Source organism: Nocardia sp. NPDC004711, assembly GCF_053601595.1.
Genome location: NZ_JBSGCB010000100.1, coordinates 1 through 16,797 on the forward strand (window position 1 = coordinate 1; position 16,797 = coordinate 16,797).

Genomic DNA, 16,797 nt, shown 5'->3' on the forward strand with positions numbered 1-16,797 from the left:
GGTACTGACAGCAGTGGGTCTCGCTCAAAAACCTTCTCTAAACATCAGAGCGTCGCGCCGGGGCCCCCCACCCCCCCCCCCCGCCCCGAGCTCTCGAGTGATCATGGGCTTGACCCTCACACCGTGTGAGGTCCTAAACCTGGAGGGGTCATGTTCAGTATCGGAGACTTCGCCAGGTTCGGATCGGTGTCGGTACGAATGCTGCGCCACTACGACGAGATCGGACTGCTGCCGCCGTCCGAGGTGGATCCGTGCAGCGGCTATCGGTTCTATTCGGCCGAACAGCTCGCACGGCTCAACCGGATCGTCGCATTGAAGGAACTCGGCTTCACCCTGAACCAGGTGGCCGAACTCCTCGACGGGCAGCTGTCCGCGGAGCGGTTGCACGGGATGCTGCAACTGCGTCGCGCGCAGCTGGCCAATCAGGTGGCCGCGGACACCGCACGGCTCGCGAGCGTCGAGGCGAGGCTCCTGCGTATCCAGAAGGAGGGCGTCATGCCGGAGCAGGAAATCATCGTGAAACCGCTGTCCGCCACGCTCGTCGCCGAAATGAGCGATGTCGCGGCCGAATCCGGGGAGGCGGCGGTCGGGCCCATCATCGAGCGGCTCTACGCCCAGCTCGGGAAGCTGATCCCCGAGGCCGGGCTCACCATCACCGGCGCGCCCGTCGTGTATTACGAAGAGCTCGAAGAAGGTCTGCGCGTGCACGTGGCGCATCGGGTCGCGGGGACCGCCGCGCCGGGCAGCAGCCTCGACCTGCACCTGCTGCCGGAGATTCCGCAGGCCGCGACCCTGGTGCATCGCGGGAAGCTGGCCGAACTGTGCGTGTCCTTCGAGGCCATGGGGCGCTGGGCCGACGAGAACCGTTACGCCCCCAATGCTCCGATCCGCGAGGTCTACCTCAACGCGCCCGAGGACCCGACCTCGGACGGGTGGGTCGTGGAACTGCAAATGCCGGTCGCCCCTGTCGTGTGAACGGTTCACTCCCCGAAAAACACTGCGGCGCACAGCTCTTGCTGTGCGCCGCAGGGAAAGCCGGTGACTAGTCCGGTCCGTTGCCCTGGCCCGCGGACGGCGGCGGGATCCGCACCACGCGGTCGTCGTACTGGTTGGGATTGCCGTCGGGCTTGTTCACGGTGCCGACCCAGATATTGCCGTCGCCGCCCAGCGTCGCGCCGTCGAGGCGGCCGTACTTGTCCTGGGCCAGCAGCGAAGGCGCCGCGGTGACGGCGTGCGTGTTCTTGTCGGCCGTGGCGAGAGCCAGGGCCCGCTGGTTGGTCAACGAGATCGCGACACCGTCCGAGGCGGCGGCACAGCCCGCCACGCCCGGGTGATCGGGCCAGGTCCAGGCCTTCACCGCGACACCGTCGGGGCCGACCCGCTGCAACCGGTCCTCGGTGGCGGTGCGGTCGGTGATCCAGATGGAATCCTTGCCGTCCGAGCACACCCCGCCCGCCACGCCGATACCGGTCACCATCACATCGGCGGAGGCGCCGGGCGCGGGGGAGCTGATGCTGAGCAGCTTCCCGGCCATCGAGTTGGTGTCGGCGGCCAGCGACGGATTGCCGGCGTCACCGGTGAGCACCAGCATGCGGTTCTGCGGGGCGAAATCGATGGACCCGCGATTGCCGTTGACCCCCTTCGGAATTCCGGTCAGGATCGGCTTGGGCGCGCCGCCGTCGGTGGAGATGCGCACCACCCGGTTGTCGCCCCCGGTGGTCACGTACGCGTAGATCAGCCCGTCCTCGGTGAAGGTGGGCGACAGCGCCAGACCGGTGAGACCGCCGTCCCCGGCCGGATCCACATCCAGCCGGGCGATCTCGATGGGCGCGGGCGGTTCGCCCTCGTCGGTGGCGATCACCTTCAGGATGCGCCCCGTGGTGCGTTCGGCCACCAGCGCGCTCCCGCCGTCCGGCAGCGCGACCAGGCCGGCGGTGGTGTCCAGGCACGAGACCACCACCGCCAGATCGGGATCCACGCACGGCAGATCGGGGCGCTTGGCATTGGTCGGCGGCACCTTCGGCGTCGTGGTGCTGGGCTCGGCGTCCTGCCAGGTCGGCTCCGTGGTGAACGGGCTCGAGGCACGATCATCGAAGCGGGCGCAGCCGGACAGCAGCACGGCGCCGAGCGTCACGCCCAGCACAACTCTCCGCGCACCCACCCCGGCACGGCCAGCGGCAACCAAACTCATGGTTGAGACGTTACGGAAAACCTGCCGTCCACGCTCGGACGGGGTGTCCCTTCCTTCGCCGTGGCGCGAATCGGACGGTGGACACGCCCGTGTTCTGCTGTGTGCCGAGCGGTTCTGGCTAATAGTCTGGCCCGCGTGACAGACAAGCCGAACGAGCCGTCCGCCGTGGCGGGCGACCTGCCGCCCGCTGTTCCGCGACCGGCCGGTGAGCCGGTCCGGAGCCCCTTCGATTCGCCGACCGAACAGTTCGCCACCCCGTCCGGCGTCCAAACCACCGAGAAGCTACCCCGCACCGACGAGGAACTAGGTCTCGACCCCGAGGTCCCGCTCTACAACCAGGTCAAGAGCGCCATCCCCGGTACGGCCGACGGCACCACCACCGAGCCGTCCCCGACCTACTCGTTCGCCAGCATCCCGCCGGCACCGCCCAGCCCCGCCGACAGCAACGGCCGGGTCCGCCGCCGCGACGACCGCCGCGGCACGCTGGACCTCGGACTGCTGTTGCTGCGCTTGGTCATCGGCGGCACCTTCGTCTACCACGGCCTGCAGAAGGCCGCGGGCTGGTTCCACGGCCCCGGCTACGACGGCATCAGAACCGCCATGGAGAACGGCGGCTGGAAACACGTGGACCTCGCCGCCCCCCTCCTCATCGCCGGCGAACTCGGCGGCGGCATCATGGTCGCCCTCGGCGTGGCGACCCCCCTGGCCGCCGGCGCCCTGCTCGCCATCATCCTCGACGCCTGGATGTGGAAGCAGTCCATGGTCCCCGGCTTCCAATACTCCGCCAAGGGCAACTCGGTGGAACTCGAATCCGTCTTGATAGCCCTCGCCACCGTCCTCATCCTCACCGGCCCCGGCCGCCTCTCCCTCGACCGCAACCGAGGCTGGGCCACCAGACCCCTCTGGGGCTCCCTCGCCGCCGTCGCCGCCGCCCTGGCCGCCGCCATCCTCGCCTACACCTACCTCCACGGCGGCAACCCCCTGGCCGGCATCACCTTCACCTGACCCCCGACACCCCCGAACCACCAAGCGGCCGTACCGATCCCAACAGATCGATACGGCCGCTTCGTCGTACGGGCCGTGTGAGAACCCTCGAACGGTATGCCCGCGCAGGAACTCCTCATGTACAGCACGGGTCGTGGTAAATCCCGCGCGCGCTTCAGCAGCGTGGGGAGAACCCTGCATCCTCCGGCTGTGCACGAGGCTCCGCGAGACATTCAGGTGTGGTTTGGAAGATCTCGCGAGCCCCTTCGAGGCTGTGGGCTTGCCCCACAAATCGCCTCCCCGGGGGGGTATGGGTGGCGCCCGCAAGTCTTTCCGTGGGGCGTGGGGCTAGAAGTCTTTCCACGGGGCGTGGGGCTAGAAGTCTTTCCACGGGGCGTGGGGCTAGCGCCCGCAAGTCTTTCCAGGGGGTGTGGGGGCTTGCCCCCACAAATTCTTCTCTGGGGGTGCGGGGGCTTGCCCCCGCAATCCTCTCCCCCGGGGTGGTGGGGGGCTTGCCCCCACCACCTTTCACCACTGACGCGTGGTCCAGGATTCCCATTCCTGGAAGGTCTCCTGGTGGAGCTGGAGGACCCGGCCGGACTTGCTGTCGATCTCCTGGTGCAGCATCGCCCGGTGCTGGTTGATCCGCACCTGCTCGTCCGGTGTCGCCATGAATTCGGCGTGGTCGAGTTGCCGGACCTCGGCGGCCAGCTCCTCGGCCTCGGCGAGCAGCGCCCGCGCTTCGGCATTGCGGGCGTCCGACCGCTGGAGCATGGCCGTGTAGTCGGCAAGCATGGAGTCGGCCTTGCCGATGTATTCGATTGTCATTCCCTTGCTTTCTTGATTACGGCACGCGCCGGACGGCACCCTTGTCGGCGGAGGTGGCGAGCGCGGCGTAGGCACGCAGCGCGGTCGTCACCGGGCGCTCGCGGTTCACGGGCTGCCAAGGCCGTTCGGACGCTTCCATTTTCACGCGGCGCTCCGCGAGAATGTCTTCGGGGACCAGCAATTCGAGCGCGCGGGTGTGCACGTCGATGCGGATGCGGTCACCGTTCTCGATGAGGCCGATGGACCCGCCGCTGGCCGCCTCGGGGGAGATGTGGCCGATGGACAGGCCCGAGGTGCCGCCGGAGAAGCGGCCGTCGGTTATGAGCGCGCAGACCTTGCCCAGGCCGACGCCCTTCAGGAACGAGGTGGGGTGCAGCATCTCCTGCATGCCCGGGCCGCCCGAGGGACCCTCGTAGCGGACCACGACCACGTCGCCGGGCTTGATCTCCTTGCCCAGGATCTTCGAGACCGCCTCCTCCTGGGATTCGACCACCACGGCCGGGCCCTCGAAGGTGAACAGATCCTCGTCGATACCGGCGGTCTTCAGGATCGCGCCGTCCGGGGCGATATTGCCGCGCAGCACGCACAGCCCGCCCTCGACGGTGTAGGCGTGCTCGTTGTCGCGGATGCAGCCGCCCTCGGCGTCGGTGTCGAGCGAGGACCAGCGGTTCTCGGTGGAGAACGGCACGGTGGTGCGCACCCCGCCGGGCGCGGCGTGGAACAGTTCGACGGCTTCGTCGGAAGCCTTGCCGGAGCGGATGTCCCAGGTGTCGAGCCACTCGTCGAAGGACGCGGTGTGCACCGTGGTCACATCGGTCTCGAGCAGGTCGGCGCGGCGCAGCTCGCCCAGGATGGCCGGGATGCCGCCGGCGCGGTGCACGTCCTCCATGTGGTAGTCGGAGTTCGGCGACACCTTGGACAAGCAGGGCACGCGACGCGAGATCTCGTCGATGGTCTGCAGATCGAACTCGATCTCACCCTCCTGCGCGGCGGCGAGGGTGTGCAGCACGGTGTTGGTGGAACCGCCCATGGCCACATCGAGCGCCATGGCATTGCGGAAGGCCTTGGCATTGGCCACGTTCCGCGGCAGCACCGAGGCGTCGTCGTCGCGGTACCAGCGGGTGGCGATATCGACGATGACGTGGCCGGCCTTCTCGAACAGGGCCCGGCGCGCTGCGTGGGTGGCCAGCGTGGAGCCGTTGCCCGGCAGCGCCAGGCCCAGCGCCTCGGTGAGGCAGTTCATGGAGTTGGCGGTGAACATGCCCGAGCAGGAGCCGCAGGTCGGGCAGGCGGAGCGCTCGACCTCGGTGAGCCCGTCCTCGGTGACGTTCGGCGAGGCGCTGGCGGAGATGGCGGTGATCAGATCGGTCGGGGCCTGGGCCACGCCGCCGACGACCACGGCCTTACCTGCCTCCATCGGGCCGCCGGAGACGAACACGGCCGGGATGTTGAGCCGCATGGCGGCGTTCAGCATGCCGGGAGTGATCTTGTCGCAGTTGGAGATACACACGAGCGCGTCCGCGGTGTGCGCGTTGGCCATGTATTCCACGGAGTCCGCGATGATCTCGCGCGAGGGCAGCGAGTACAGCATGCCGCCGTGACCCATGGCGATGCCGTCGTCCACGGCAATGGTGTGGAACTCGCGCGGCACGCCGCCGGCCGCCCGGACCGCCTCGGCCACGATCTCGCCGACGTCCTTCAGGTGCACGTGGCCGGGGACGAACTGGGTGTAGGAGTTCGCGATGGCGACGATCGGCTTCCCGAAGTCGGAGTCGGTGAGACCGGTCGCGCGCCAGAGAGCGCGTGCGCCCGCGGCATTGCGGCCGGCGGTGGTGGTGCGTGAGCGAAGCGGTGGCATTGGTCAGGTCCTCGGGTCGTGTCGCAGTGGGCTGTTGAGCGACTGTCCAGAAATACGTCTCGCGGCGTTCTCCGGCGGGCCTCAACGTTACTCCCGCGCCATGACCTCGATCACCGCCGGTAAGAACTCTGCACCCCCGAAACGCTTACGACTTGCCGGAATCGGCCTCGCGCTCGGTGGATTCGGCCGTCGGCTCGGTGGTTTCGGCCTCGCGCTCCGTGGTTTCCGACACAGCGTCGGCGGATTCGGACACAGCCTCGGCAGTTTCGCCCGCTTCGTCCTCATCCTCGTCGGGCTCCACGAACGGATCCGGGATGCGCCCGCCCGAGGCGGCGACGAGATCCGCGAGCCGGTTGTATCCCACCGCGGGCAAGGTCACATCGGAGTCGTCGGCCAGATGCAGCTGCAGGTACCCCCGCTTCGGGATGCGCAGCCCGCGCACGTCGGCCCAGTCGATGTGCCGCCCGCCGAACAGGGTGCGCGTGTCGACACCATTGTCCGAGACGGTCGTCCGGGTCCGCTCGATCCACGCCACCACGGCGGCCGGGATGGCGAACAGGATCCACAGCACCTGCGGCCACCCGAAGAACGCGAACGCCACGCAGAACAGCAGGATGAACACCCCGAGGTGAGCGAGCCGGGGGACACGGATCACGCGACCCGCGTCGGATTCGGACTCGGGCGTGTGGGACGATCGAGCAGGTGGCACGGACTGATGCTGTGAGGACACACCCCCATCCTTGCATCACGGTGAACGGACCCGATCAACCGCACTGTCTCACATAATGAGACCCAATAGGTCAGCTGTTTGACTGGACGACCCACGCGCGCATACCGTCGAGCGCGTGAATCGAACCGAGTTGCTCGTAATCGGCCGGCGCGTCCAGCGCTGAGCCGACGACTGTAGGTCATTTACGTCAGCTCGCAGCTGCGACGCGCCACCCTCGAACAGCCACTGGCTGTCGGGGGCTTTTTTGTGTTCAGGCAAGTCCATGGACTGGAACGACAAGCAGTAAGGAACCAAGACGGTGAGCGCACCTACCGCCCGGCCCGGGCCCTCGGCCCGCAGGCCCGCGCCTTCGGCCACTCAGCCGACCGCGGCTCCGGCCGCAACTCCGAACCGCCGCCAGGTCCCGCCCGAGCGGGTCACCGGCGCGCAGTCGGTCGTCCGTTCCCTCGAGGAGCTCGGCGTCGACACGGTATTCGGCATTCCGGGCGGTGCGATTCTTCCCGTCTACGACCCGCTGTTCGATTCCACCAAGGTCCGCCACGTGCTGGTCCGCCACGAGCAGGGCGCGGGTCACGCCGCGACCGGCTACGCGCAGGCGACCGGCAAGGTGGGTGTGTGCATGGCCACGTCCGGTCCGGGCGCGACCAACCTGGTCACCCCGATCGCGGACGCGCAGATGGACTCGGTGCCGCTGGTGGCCATCACCGGTCAGGTCGGCCGTTCGCTGATCGGCACCGACGCCTTCCAGGAAGCCGACATCTCCGGCATCACCATGGCGTGCACCAAGCACAACTTCCTGGTGACCGACCCGATCGACATCCCGCGGATGATCGCCGAGGCGTTCCACCTGGCCTCCACCGGCCGCCCGGGCGCGGTGCTGGTCGACATCCCGAAGGATGTGCTGCAGGCGCAGACCACCTTCTCCTGGCCGCCGGAGATGAAGCTGCCCGGCTACCGTCCGGTCACCAAGCCGCACGGCAAGCAGGTGCGCGAGGCCGCCCGGATGATCATGGATGCCAAGGCTCCGGTGCTGTACGTCGGCGGCGGTGTCATCAAGGCCGACGCCAACGAGGAACTGCTGGAACTGGCCGAGCTGACCGGCATTCCGGTGGTCACCACCCTGATGGCGCGCGGAGCGTTCCCCGACACCCACACCCTGAACATGGGCATGCCGGGCATGCACGGCACCGTGGGAGCCGTTGCGGCACTGCAGCGTTCGGACCTGCTGATCACCCTGGGCGCGCGTTTCGACGACCGCGTCACCGGCCAGCTGGACTCGTTCGCGCCGAACGCCAAGGTGATCCACGCCGACATCGACCCGGCCGAGATCGGCAAGAACCGCCACGCGGACGTGCCGATCGTGGGCGACTGCCGCGAGGTCATCGCCGAGCTGATCGAGACCCTCAAGGCCGATCCGGCCGCCGCGGGCAAGGCTCCGCTGCTGGATCTGACCGAGTGGTGGCACTACCTGAGCGGTGTCCGCGACAGCTACCCGCTGGGCTGGAAGACCCCGTCCGACGGTTCGCTGTCGCCGGAGTTCGTGATCGAGACGCTGGGCCAGATGGCCGGTCCCGACGCCATCTACTGTGCCGGCGTCGGCCAGCACCAGATGTGGGCCGCGCAGTTCATCAAGTACGAGAAGCCGCGCACCTGGCTGAACTCCGGTGGTCTGGGCACCATGGGCTACGCCGTGCCGGCCGCCATGGGCGCCAAGATGGGCATGCCGGACCGCGAGGTCTGGGCCATCGACGGTGACGGCTGCTTCCAGATGACCAACCAGGAGCTGGCCACCTGTGCCGTCGAGGGTGTGCCGATCAAGGTCGCGCTGATCAACAACGGCAACCTGGGCATGGTCCGGCAGTGGCAGACCCTGTTCTACGAGAAGCGCTACTCCAACACCGACCTGGGCACCCACACCCTGCGTATCCCCGACTTCGTGAAGCTGGCGGAGGCGCTGGGCTGCCACGGCATTCGCGTGGAGAAGGAAGAGGACGTGGAGGCCGCGATCCGCGAGGCGCAGTCGATCAACGACCGGCCCGTGGTGATCGACTTCATCGTCGGCAAGGACGCGCAGGTGTGGCCGATGGTCGCCGCCGGCACCTCCAACGACGAGATCATGGCCGCGCGCGGCATCCGCCCGCTGTTCGACGACGACGAGTCGGCGTCCGAGCCCGCCGTGATCCACGAGGCGATGTCACACGAGAAGGCTTCGCTGGCCGCCCACGAGCGTGCCTCCCAGAAGGGGACCGAGGAATGACGACCACCCACACCCTGTCCGTGCTGGTGGAGGACAAGCCGGGCGTGCTGGCCCGCGTGGCCAGCCTGTTCTCCCGGCGTGGCTTCAATATCCAGTCGCTCGCGGTGGGCGGCACCGAGATCCCGGAGATCTCGCGCATGACCATCGTGGTCACGGTCGAGGATCTGCCGCTGGAGCAGGTCACCAAGCAGCTGAACAAGCTGGTCAACGTCATCAAGATCGTCGAGCAGGACACGGACAGCTCCGTGGCCCGCGAACTGATCCTGGTGAAGGTGCGCGCCGACGCCAGCGTGCGCACCCAGGTGATCGAGGCCGTGAACCTGTTCCGCGCGAAGGTGATCGACGTGTCGCCCGACGCGCTGACCATCGAGGCCACCGGCACCCGCTCCAAGCTCGACGCGCTGCTGCGCATGATGGAGCCCTACGGGATCCGTGAGATCGTGCAGTCCGGAGTCGTCGCGGTGGGTCGTGGACCCAAGTCCATCACCGCGACTCGCTAGTAACCGGCCGCTGCGGCGGCCATCCGCCCGCCATCCCGGCATGCTTTCGGCCGGGATCCACCACGCTTAATCACAGAATCCAAGAAGGAGCACCCAAAGTGGCAGTCGAGATGTTCTACGACGACGATGCCGATCTGTCGATCATCCAGGGCAAGAAGGTCGCGGTCATCGGCTACGGCAGCCAGGGCCACGCCCACTCGCTGAGCCTGCGCGACTCCGGCGTCGACGTGCGCATCGGCCTCCAGGAGGGCTCGAAGTCCCGTGCCAAGGCCGAAGAGGCCGGCCTGACCGTCGGCACCCCGGCCGAGGTCGCCGAGTGGGCCGACGTGATCATGGTCCTCGCGCCCGACACCGCGCAGGCCTCGATCTTCACCAACGACATCGAGCCGCACCTGAAGGACGGCGACGCGCTGTTCTTCGGCCACGGCCTCAACATCCACTTCGGTCTGATCAAGGCTCCGGCCAACGTCACCGTCGGCATGGTCGCCCCGAAGGGCCCGGGCCACCTGGTGCGTCGTCAGTTCGTCGACGGCAAGGGCGTTCCGGCCCTGATCGCCATCGACCAGGACCCGACCGGCACCGGCCAGGCGCTGGCGCTGTCCTACGCCAAGGGCATCGGCGGCACCCGCGCCGGCGTCATCAAGACCACCTTCAAGGAAGAGACCGAGACCGACCTCTTCGGTGAGCAGGCCGTGCTCTGCGGTGGCACCGAGGAACTGGTCAAGACCGGTTTCGAGGTCATGGTCGAGGCCGGCTACGCGCCGGAGATGGCCTACTTCGAGGTCCTGCACGAGCTCAAGCTGATCGTCGACCTGATGTACGAGGGCGGCATCGCCCGCATGAACTACTCGGTCTCCGACACCGCCGAGTTCGGTGGCTACCTGTCGGGCCCGCGCGTCATCGACGCCGGCACCAAGGAGCGGATGAAGGCGATCCTGACCGACATCCAGGACGGCACCTTCGTCAAGCGCCTGGTCGCCAACGTCGAGGGCGGCAACAAGGAGCTCGAGGCCCTGCGCAAGGCCAACGCCGAGCACCCCATCGAGGTCACCGGCGCCAAGCTCCGCGGCCTGATGAGCTGGGTCGACCGCCCGATCACCGAAACCGCCTAAGGGTTTCGCGATCTCAACGACCCGCCGGGCTTGTCCGCCCGGCGGGTCGTTCGCTTTCTCGGAGGTGGTGGTGGCAGCGGACTGCGATGGCATCGTGACTTCATCCGCAGCGGTACCCGAGCCGCGGCCGCGCGTGCCGGACGCCGATCCGGCAGCGATTCGGGCCGTCCTGCCGCCGGAGGTCGCTGCCGAATTCGATCGCAATTGGGACGCAATGATGGACCAGGCCAAGCAGAGCCAGGACATCACACTGATTCACTCCTTCCTCGCGCGTTGGCGAATCATGGCCGCCGCCGAGAACGCCGATCCTGGAAGCTATTTCCGCCTGATCGAGAAGACAAACGATGCAGTTGCGCGAATGGAGCGCGGCGAACTACCGGTGTCGGCGCGTGTTTCCGCCGACGAAGTTCTGGCGCGGATCACCGCACGATTGGATGGCCGGTAGGTCTACGACGTCGACACCGACGGCGAAGCCTCCGAGCAGATCGATGCACTGCCACACGAAGCATTGCTCGCGTTCGTCGAGGTCATAGTCGTTCTCCGCCTTGCGCCGTGGAATGGCGACTCGGATCAATCAATCCAATCCCGATGCTCCGGTCCGCCAGATGCCCTTCGGTGCTTGCGGATTGGTCACCTATCTGGTGGTCGAACCGCAACGGAGGGTCGATATCTTGATGGTTCAGTGGCTGGGTTGAGCAGGCCCATGGTGAGCCGGGGCGATCGCTCGATCGCCGAAGCAGCCTAGGGGTCCACCAGGTTCTCGCCGACAAAGGCCCGCCAGGATTTCTCCTGGCGGGCCTTCGCTGTTCGCGCGTGAGGGGGGATCGCGCGAGGTGTGGTCGTGTCTCGGGTTTACCAGCTGCCGAAGCTGTCCGGCAGCGCATTGCGCCACCACCAGCCATCGTTGTCGTGACGCCAGTCCCGGTTCCAGCCGTCGCGGTCGTGGTCCCAGTCGTCACGGTCGTGGCGATGGCGCCAATCGTCGCGATCCCACCAGCCGTCCTGGTGGTGCGGCCACGCCACATCGCTGGGCGCGTTGTCCAGCGGAACGTCCGCCGAGGCCGGAATGGTCACTGCTGCAAGAGGAACCAAGGCGATCGCACCGGCGACAGCCACACGGGCTGCGATCCGGTGCAGAGATGTCGACTTCATGGTCAGCAACTGTGCCGGAATTGTGCTTGTTTGTGAATCCGAATCGCTGTGAATTCAGGGCCGAATGGTCCTCATGTATGACACGAGACCCTGAGCGACCCCGAAACCCGGTGCACGGCAACGGCCCCGCAGGAATTCTCCCGCAGGGCCGTTCGCAACTGTGACTCGATTCGATTCTGTGGGTGCCGAACCGAGTGCCGCAGACTCAGTAGTGCGTGCCGCCGTCGATCCGAATCTCGGTGCCGGTGATGAACGCACCGTCATCCGACGCCAGCATCGCGACCACGCCCGCCACGGTATCCGGCGACGCGAAGCCCTGCCCGATTCCCGGCGCCAGCTTCATGAACAGGCTCAGATCGGCATCCGCCGGCAGCCCCGGGCCACGCCCGGAGGTCATATCACTCGAAATCGACCCCGGCGCAACGGCAACCACGCGCAGACCCTGCTTGGAGTACTCCGCGGCGAGCGCGTGCGTCATGGACATGATGCCGCCCTTGGACGCGGCATACGCGGACATGTACGGGTGCGCGAAGAACGCGGACGTCGACGTGAAGTTGACGATCACGCCCTTGTCCGAGGCGAGTAGCTGCGGCAGCGCCTCCCGAATCATCAGGAACGTACCGGTCAGGTTGATCGCAATGATCTTGTTGAAATCAGCCAGCGGCATCTCGTGCGTATGCGCCGACCGCAGAATACCGGCCGCGTTGATCAGCGCATCGATCCCACCCAGCGTCTCGACCGCAGCAGCAACGCCGGCCTTCACCGACTCCTCATCAGCGATATCGAGCACCAGCGTGGTGAGCCGATCCCCATTCCCGTTCTCCGCAGCCTGCTTGGCAGTCTCCGCCAGCCCGGCCTCGTTCACGTCCGCCCCGACAACCTGCCCGCCCTCGGCCAGGATCCGATGCACAGTAGCCCGCCCGATCCCCGACCCCGCCCCGGTGATCACTACTCGACGGCCGTCAAAACGCTCCATTGCGGTTCTCCTTACGTAGGTTCTCAGCCTCTCTTGTCACGCTACGCCTACATGGCACGTCATGCCATCGTGGCATCCCGTCAACTAGGATTGTCCCAACGAGCCCGCCCAAAGGAGGTGAAAAATGTCCGCCCAACCCGCCCCGCCACGCCCCACCCTCGCCGAACGCCGCAAACAAGAAACCCGCATGGACATAGCCCGAACCGCAGCCCGGTTGTTCGCGGAGCACGGCACCTCCGAGGTCACGGCAGACCAAATAGCCGCCGAATCGGGAGTGGCCCTCCGCACCTTCTACCGGTACTCACGCACGAAGGAAGAAGCCGTCGAGCCCATGCTCGCCGCGGGAGCCCAACGCTGGTTGGCCGACATCGCCGCAGGCCCCCACCGCCTCCCGACTCCACAGGAATTCGAAGCCGCTGCCGTCCGCTCCCTCACCCTCGGCGATAGCCTCGAAGATCTGGAGATCACCCGAGGTCTTCTCCAAGCTATGGAAACCGACCCCGCTCTCCGCGCCATCTGGCACCGCATCAACCTGGAGAGCGAACGGGACCTCAACGCTATCCTCCTGAAACTGGCTGGCCCACAGTCGAATCCATTCCAACTCCGTCTCACCGCCGCGGCCGCCGCCGGCGCAATCCGTGTGGCCCTTGAGCTTTGGGCCGTCGAGAACGGCCCGGCGGAAGGCCAGGGCTCGCCGGCCGACCTGGTCGTTCGGTGCATGCGGCAACTACACGTTGCCGAGTAGTCCTGATCTCTAACGTCCCCAAATCAGACTGGACTGTTTGCCAGCTGCGTTTTGTGAAGCTACGTTGGGTCACATGGTTCGCAGTCCGGCATGGACCCGGGACGAGTTGATCCTGGCCTGCGATTTGGTTGTGCAGAATGGCTGGCGCGAGTTGCGTCAGGACGATCGGCGAGTGGCCGAATTGTCAAACCTCTTGCGCTCCCTGCCGATTCATCCAACGAGCATCCGGCCGGACAGCTTCCGCAACGTCAACAGCGTGTCTCGGAAGACAACCGACATCGCCACCAGTCGCCCGGGCCACGCCGGCAAACCGACTCGAGGCGGCAAGCTCGACAAGGTCGTCTTGCAAGACTTCATCGATTCGCCGACCGAGATGCACTCCGCAGCTCGAGCGATTCGGGAAGCAGCTGTCGCGGGCAGATTCGATGAAGCTGTGGCCGCGGAAGCAAATTCGCTCGACGACGACGAATCAGGTCGAGAAGGCAGGCTCATCACGGCACTTCGCACCCGCCGCGAGCGAGATCCGAAACTACGCCGAAAGAAGATCGACGAGTTCCTACGTCACCATAACCGTGTGTTCTGTGAGGTTTGCAAGTTCGACTTCGAAGCGGTCTACGGTGTGCGCGGCAAAGGGTACATCGAATGTCACCACGTAGTACCCCTCCATGTGTCGGGTGAGACCGACACCCGGACTGCTGATCTGATATTGGTGTGCGCGAACTGCCATCGGATGATCCATCAGCCACCGAGTTGGATCCACCCGGATGAGCTACATGCTTTGATCACCGCTCAGCGTCCTTGACCGCGGAACCGGCCACGGCCGAACGGGCCGATCTTGCTGGCTAGGAAGACATTAGACCCTGAATCGAGGCTGCGCCCGGATAACGTGGATCGAAGGTTGTTCGAGGTGAGCGGTCGTGCACCGCCGATTAACACGATCTGGGTCCTGAGCTAACTTGCGCGCTCAAATTCTTCAAAACGGATGGCCAAGCGATCCGCGGACGGGCGTTCTTGGCGTTTTGCCGGGATCAGGAGCGATCGGCCGTGCATCTCTTGAAGGCCATGGCGAAGCATCGGTCCGTCGACCTCTTCCAGCAGAGCACGATTGATTCGGATCTCACCGTCGGGGGTTATTCCGAGGAAGTTCTCGTCGTACGCTGCGTGGTGGATTTTGCAGAGGCTCAGCCCGTTATCGACGGTTGGGGTGCCATTGGGTTTCCCGTCGGCGATGATGTGGGCGGCATCGAGGAGCTTTGCATGCCTGAGATAGCAGACGGCGCAGCGGCATTCGTAAGCGCGGAGGACCCGGCCTCGGAACTCCGGTTGGTGCAGACGCTGTTTGGTCACTCGTTCAACGTATTCGCGTTCCAGGGGCTGGAGTTCGAGAGGGTTCTCGACCAAGCGGAGGCTGTCATGAAGGGCGATCAGAAACTGTCGGTTCTCTTGGTCGTCGGCGACGACATATACCCGCGGCACCGGAACGAAGACGCCGTCGGCGATCTTCCGGAGTAGTAGGAGCGGTAGGTCGAGGTCCAGAGCAGCCCGGAGCTTCTTGTTGTCGCCGTTCACGCTGCCTTCGCGGTACGCGTAGGCGAAGAGGGAGTCCTGTAGTTCTTCATCCGCATACTTGCCCTTGGGATCGGACAGGATCGACAGGGTGGCCAGCATGTCCTTTGGGTTGCGAATGCCGCGGTTGCGGTCGATGAGGCGGTGACTCGCATCGTTCAGAGTGAAGTCCCACAGTTGTTCGCGGGTAACGACTCCGGTGTCTCCGACCAATTCCTCCAGGTGTCGGAAGATCTCCTCGCGGAGGATGGCCTCGGCATCCCTGTCCATGGAGGAAGTCTGGCATGGACCGCGGCCGAAAAGTTGATCTTCAATGGATACGTTTCAGTGCGCTGTGTCTGCTGAGCTTGCTGAGATGCTGGCCAGGGCCTTCGGGCCGTGGTGGAGGATTGCCGCGAGAGTGGCTGCGTCCAGGCAGATCTCGAATTCGCGGTGGGTGTCGCCGAGGACGAGGGTGACGCGGTGTTCCTGGGGGTTGGGGACGAAACGGACTGGGCAGTCAGCGGTGGTGATTACCCAGGCTCCGATGGTGAGTTGGTCGAACATGGTGGGCTCCTCGGTGTTGGGGTGGGTTATGTACAAAGTGCATCACTCGAGTGGGTGGGTGGTTACCCTGAACTGGGTAAACCAGTGGCTTCTCGTCGAAAGCCCTGGAGCGCTGGCAGTTTGGGCGTCCGCGTCACCCAGTACGGGTGCATGTTGATGAGGAAGCGCGTTATGTCGGAGACTGGCTCGACCTTGCCTCGGCGGCAGCTTGGGCGGTATTTGCGGGAGGCGCGGAGCGCGCTGGGGATATCGCAGGATCGGGTGGCGAAGGCTGCGGATGTCAGTACGTCGGTGTTGCAGCGGCTGGAGAGCGGGATACCTACGCGACTGAAAGTTCTAGATCTGCAGGCGATTTGCGATGTTCTGGAGCTGTCCGGCGATACCGCGGAGGCGATGGTTGGGCTGCTTCGCCAGGCGGCGGAGACCAGCTGGTGGCATGAGTACGGAAGCGTGATACCGGCGAACTTCGATGTATATGTTGGGCTCGAGACCGCGGCTCGGAAGTTGACGACCTACCAGCCGGCCCTCGTTCCCGGTCTGCTGCAGATCCCCGAGTACGCTCGCGCGCTCATTCGAGCTGTGAAGCCTGAAGAGTCGGCCGCGGACCATGAGCGTCGAGTCGAGTTGCGGACGCGTCGGCAGGCAACGGTATCTCGGAGGTATCAGCCTCTGTCGCTGGACGTTGTCCTCCACGAGGCGGCGCTGCGGTGCAATGTGGGCGGTCCAATGGTGATGGCCGCTCAGCTGAGGCATCTCGCCGAGATCGGCAAATTGCCGAACGTCTCGGTTCGAGTGTTGTCGTTCAAGGCAGGAGCCCCGGTCGGTGATCCCGTGGGGCAGTTCGCGATTCTGGAGTTCGACGAAGATACCGGAGGCGAACGTGTCTGGCCTCCCGTGGTGTATCTGGAGACCTTCATCGGGTGTATGTACCTGGAGAAAAACGCCGATGTGCGGCGGTACTATCGGGTTCTCGACAGCCTTCAGCGGGCAGCGCTGGACGAGGCGGTCAGTCGTAACCTGCTGCGGCAGGTGGCAAAGGAGTTTTCAGCGTGACTGACGACCTATCCGCAGCCGAATGGTTCAAGAGCAGCTACAGCGGGGACAAGGCTGACTGTGTCGAGACAGCACATCTTCGAGACGGTGCGGTCGGAGTTCGCGATTCGAAGAACGCCAGCGGTCCCGCGCTGATCTTCACGCCGGAGCAGTGGGACGCGTTTGTTGCAGGTGTCGTGCGCGGAAAGCTGACTTCGAAACAGGCTTAGAACTCCTAACAGAATGGGGCTGGTGGGGGGAATGATGCAGGATCGGTTGGTGTTCCCTTTGTGTCGCCTGTGACTGGAGGTATACGACGG

The 16,797-nt window shown here is 65.9% G+C and carries 18 protein-coding genes; 10 read left to right on the top strand and 8 right to left on the bottom strand.

The genetic code is table 11. The features are described 5' to 3' along the window. Window positions 1–150 precede the first annotated feature (150 nt). Window positions 151–975: a MerR family transcriptional regulator gene (locus ACWEKS_RS46295; RefSeq protein WP_452346065.1), complete on the top strand. Its 825-nt coding sequence runs from the start codon at window positions 151–153 to the stop codon at window positions 973–975. 67 nt (window positions 976–1,042) lie between these two features. On the opposite strand, the gene ACWEKS_RS46300 is transcribed toward ACWEKS_RS46295, so the two are convergent. Further along, window positions 1,043–2,191 (bottom strand): PQQ-dependent sugar dehydrogenase, encoded by a 1,149-nt coding sequence (locus ACWEKS_RS46300; protein ID WP_452346066.1) that lies wholly within the window; start codon window positions 2,189–2,191, stop codon window positions 1,043–1,045. Window positions 2,192–2,326: 135 nt separating this feature from the next. On the opposite strand from ACWEKS_RS46300, the gene ACWEKS_RS46305 reads away from it, so the two are divergent. Then, entirely contained in the window at window positions 2,327–3,196 is an 870-nt protein-coding gene (locus ACWEKS_RS46305) for a DoxX family protein (RefSeq protein ID WP_452346067.1), read from the top strand. A gap of 507 nt (window positions 3,197–3,703) precedes the next feature. Here ACWEKS_RS46305 and ACWEKS_RS46310 read toward each other — a convergent pair. From ACWEKS_RS46310 to ACWEKS_RS46320, 3 genes are all read right to left on the bottom strand, one after another. Beyond that, complete coding sequence (locus ACWEKS_RS46310) at window positions 3,704–4,003, bottom strand: hypothetical protein (protein WP_452346068.1); 300 nt, start codon at window positions 4,001–4,003, stop codon at window positions 3,704–3,706. Window positions 4,004–4,019: 16 nt separating this feature from the next. Further along, entirely contained in the window at window positions 4,020–5,861 is a 1,842-nt protein-coding gene (gene ilvD, locus ACWEKS_RS46315) for a dihydroxy-acid dehydratase (protein WP_452346069.1), read from the bottom strand. Between the two features lie 145 nt (window positions 5,862–6,006). After that, window positions 6,007–6,570 carry a PH domain-containing protein gene (locus ACWEKS_RS46320; RefSeq protein WP_452346070.1) on the bottom strand — a complete coding sequence of 188 codons (564 nt, stop codon included), beginning with the start codon at window positions 6,568–6,570 and terminating at the stop codon, window positions 6,007–6,009. A gap of 319 nt (window positions 6,571–6,889) precedes the next feature. On the opposite strand from ACWEKS_RS46320, the gene ACWEKS_RS46325 reads away from it, so the two are divergent. The 4 genes from ACWEKS_RS46325 to ACWEKS_RS46340 all read left to right on the top strand — a co-directional run bounded on the left by ACWEKS_RS46325 (window position 6,890) and on the right by ACWEKS_RS46340 (window position 10,905). Further along, a complete protein-coding gene (locus ACWEKS_RS46325) occupies window positions 6,890–8,848 on the top strand; it encodes an acetolactate synthase large subunit (RefSeq protein WP_452346071.1) in 1,959 nt (652 codons plus the stop codon). Next, window positions 8,845–9,348: an acetolactate synthase small subunit gene (ilvN, locus tag ACWEKS_RS46330; protein ID WP_040860049.1), complete on the top strand. Its 504-nt coding sequence runs from the start codon at window positions 8,845–8,847 to the stop codon at window positions 9,346–9,348. Before ACWEKS_RS46325 ends, ilvN begins: the two co-directional genes overlap by 4 nt. 110 nt (window positions 9,349–9,458) lie before the next feature. Then, window positions 9,459–10,460 carry a ketol-acid reductoisomerase gene (gene ilvC, locus ACWEKS_RS46335; protein WP_452346080.1) on the top strand — a complete coding sequence of 334 codons (1,002 nt, stop codon included), beginning with the start codon at window positions 9,459–9,461 and terminating at the stop codon, window positions 10,458–10,460. 67 nt (window positions 10,461–10,527) lie between these two features. After that, the gene (locus ACWEKS_RS46340) at window positions 10,528–10,905 is read left to right on the top strand and encodes a DUF6247 family protein (protein WP_452346072.1); all 378 of its coding nucleotides are present in this window, start codon (window positions 10,528–10,530) and stop codon (window positions 10,903–10,905) included. A 407-nt stretch (window positions 10,906–11,312) separates the two neighbouring features. On the opposite strand, the gene ACWEKS_RS46345 is transcribed toward ACWEKS_RS46340, so the two are convergent. Further along, on the bottom strand, window positions 11,313–11,612 hold the full coding sequence (locus tag ACWEKS_RS46345; RefSeq protein ID WP_379402827.1) for a hypothetical protein: 300 nt from the start codon (window positions 11,610–11,612) through the stop codon (window positions 11,313–11,315). Between the two features lie 205 nt (window positions 11,613–11,817). Further along, window positions 11,818–12,588 (bottom strand): SDR family NAD(P)-dependent oxidoreductase, encoded by a 771-nt coding sequence (locus tag ACWEKS_RS46350; RefSeq protein WP_452346073.1) that lies wholly within the window; start codon window positions 12,586–12,588, stop codon window positions 11,818–11,820. Between the two features lie 187 nt (window positions 12,589–12,775). Between ACWEKS_RS46350 and ACWEKS_RS46355 the strand changes: the two genes are divergently transcribed. Both ACWEKS_RS46355 and ACWEKS_RS46360 read left to right on the top strand, forming a co-directional pair. Continuing rightward, a complete protein-coding gene (locus ACWEKS_RS46355; RefSeq protein ID WP_452346074.1) occupies window positions 12,776–13,333 on the top strand; it encodes a TetR/AcrR family transcriptional regulator in 558 nt (185 codons plus the stop codon). Between the two features lie 73 nt (window positions 13,334–13,406). Beyond that, on the top strand, window positions 13,407–14,135 hold the full coding sequence (locus ACWEKS_RS46360) for an HNH endonuclease (protein ID WP_452346075.1): 729 nt from the start codon (window positions 13,407–13,409) through the stop codon (window positions 14,133–14,135). 149 nt (window positions 14,136–14,284) lie between these two features. Here the strand turns inward: ACWEKS_RS46360 and ACWEKS_RS46365 are convergent, their stop codons facing one another. Continuing rightward, a complete protein-coding gene (locus ACWEKS_RS46365; RefSeq protein WP_452346076.1) occupies window positions 14,285–15,169 on the bottom strand; it encodes an HNH endonuclease in 885 nt (294 codons plus the stop codon). Between the two features lie 54 nt (window positions 15,170–15,223). Then, window positions 15,224–15,445, bottom strand: a complete 222-nt coding sequence (locus ACWEKS_RS46370) for a hypothetical protein (RefSeq protein ID WP_452346077.1) — start codon at window positions 15,443–15,445, stop codon at window positions 15,224–15,226. Between the two features lie 171 nt (window positions 15,446–15,616). Between ACWEKS_RS46370 and ACWEKS_RS46375 the strand changes: the two genes are divergently transcribed. Both ACWEKS_RS46375 and ACWEKS_RS46380 read left to right on the top strand, forming a co-directional pair. Then, window positions 15,617–16,498, top strand: coding sequence for a helix-turn-helix domain-containing protein (locus ACWEKS_RS46375; protein ID WP_452346078.1), 882 nt, complete (start codon window positions 15,617–15,619; stop codon window positions 16,496–16,498). After that, complete coding sequence (locus tag ACWEKS_RS46380; RefSeq protein ID WP_452346079.1) at window positions 16,495–16,707, top strand: DUF397 domain-containing protein; 213 nt, start codon at window positions 16,495–16,497, stop codon at window positions 16,705–16,707. Before ACWEKS_RS46375 ends, ACWEKS_RS46380 begins: the two co-directional genes overlap by 4 nt. Window positions 16,708–16,797 lie beyond the last annotated feature (90 nt).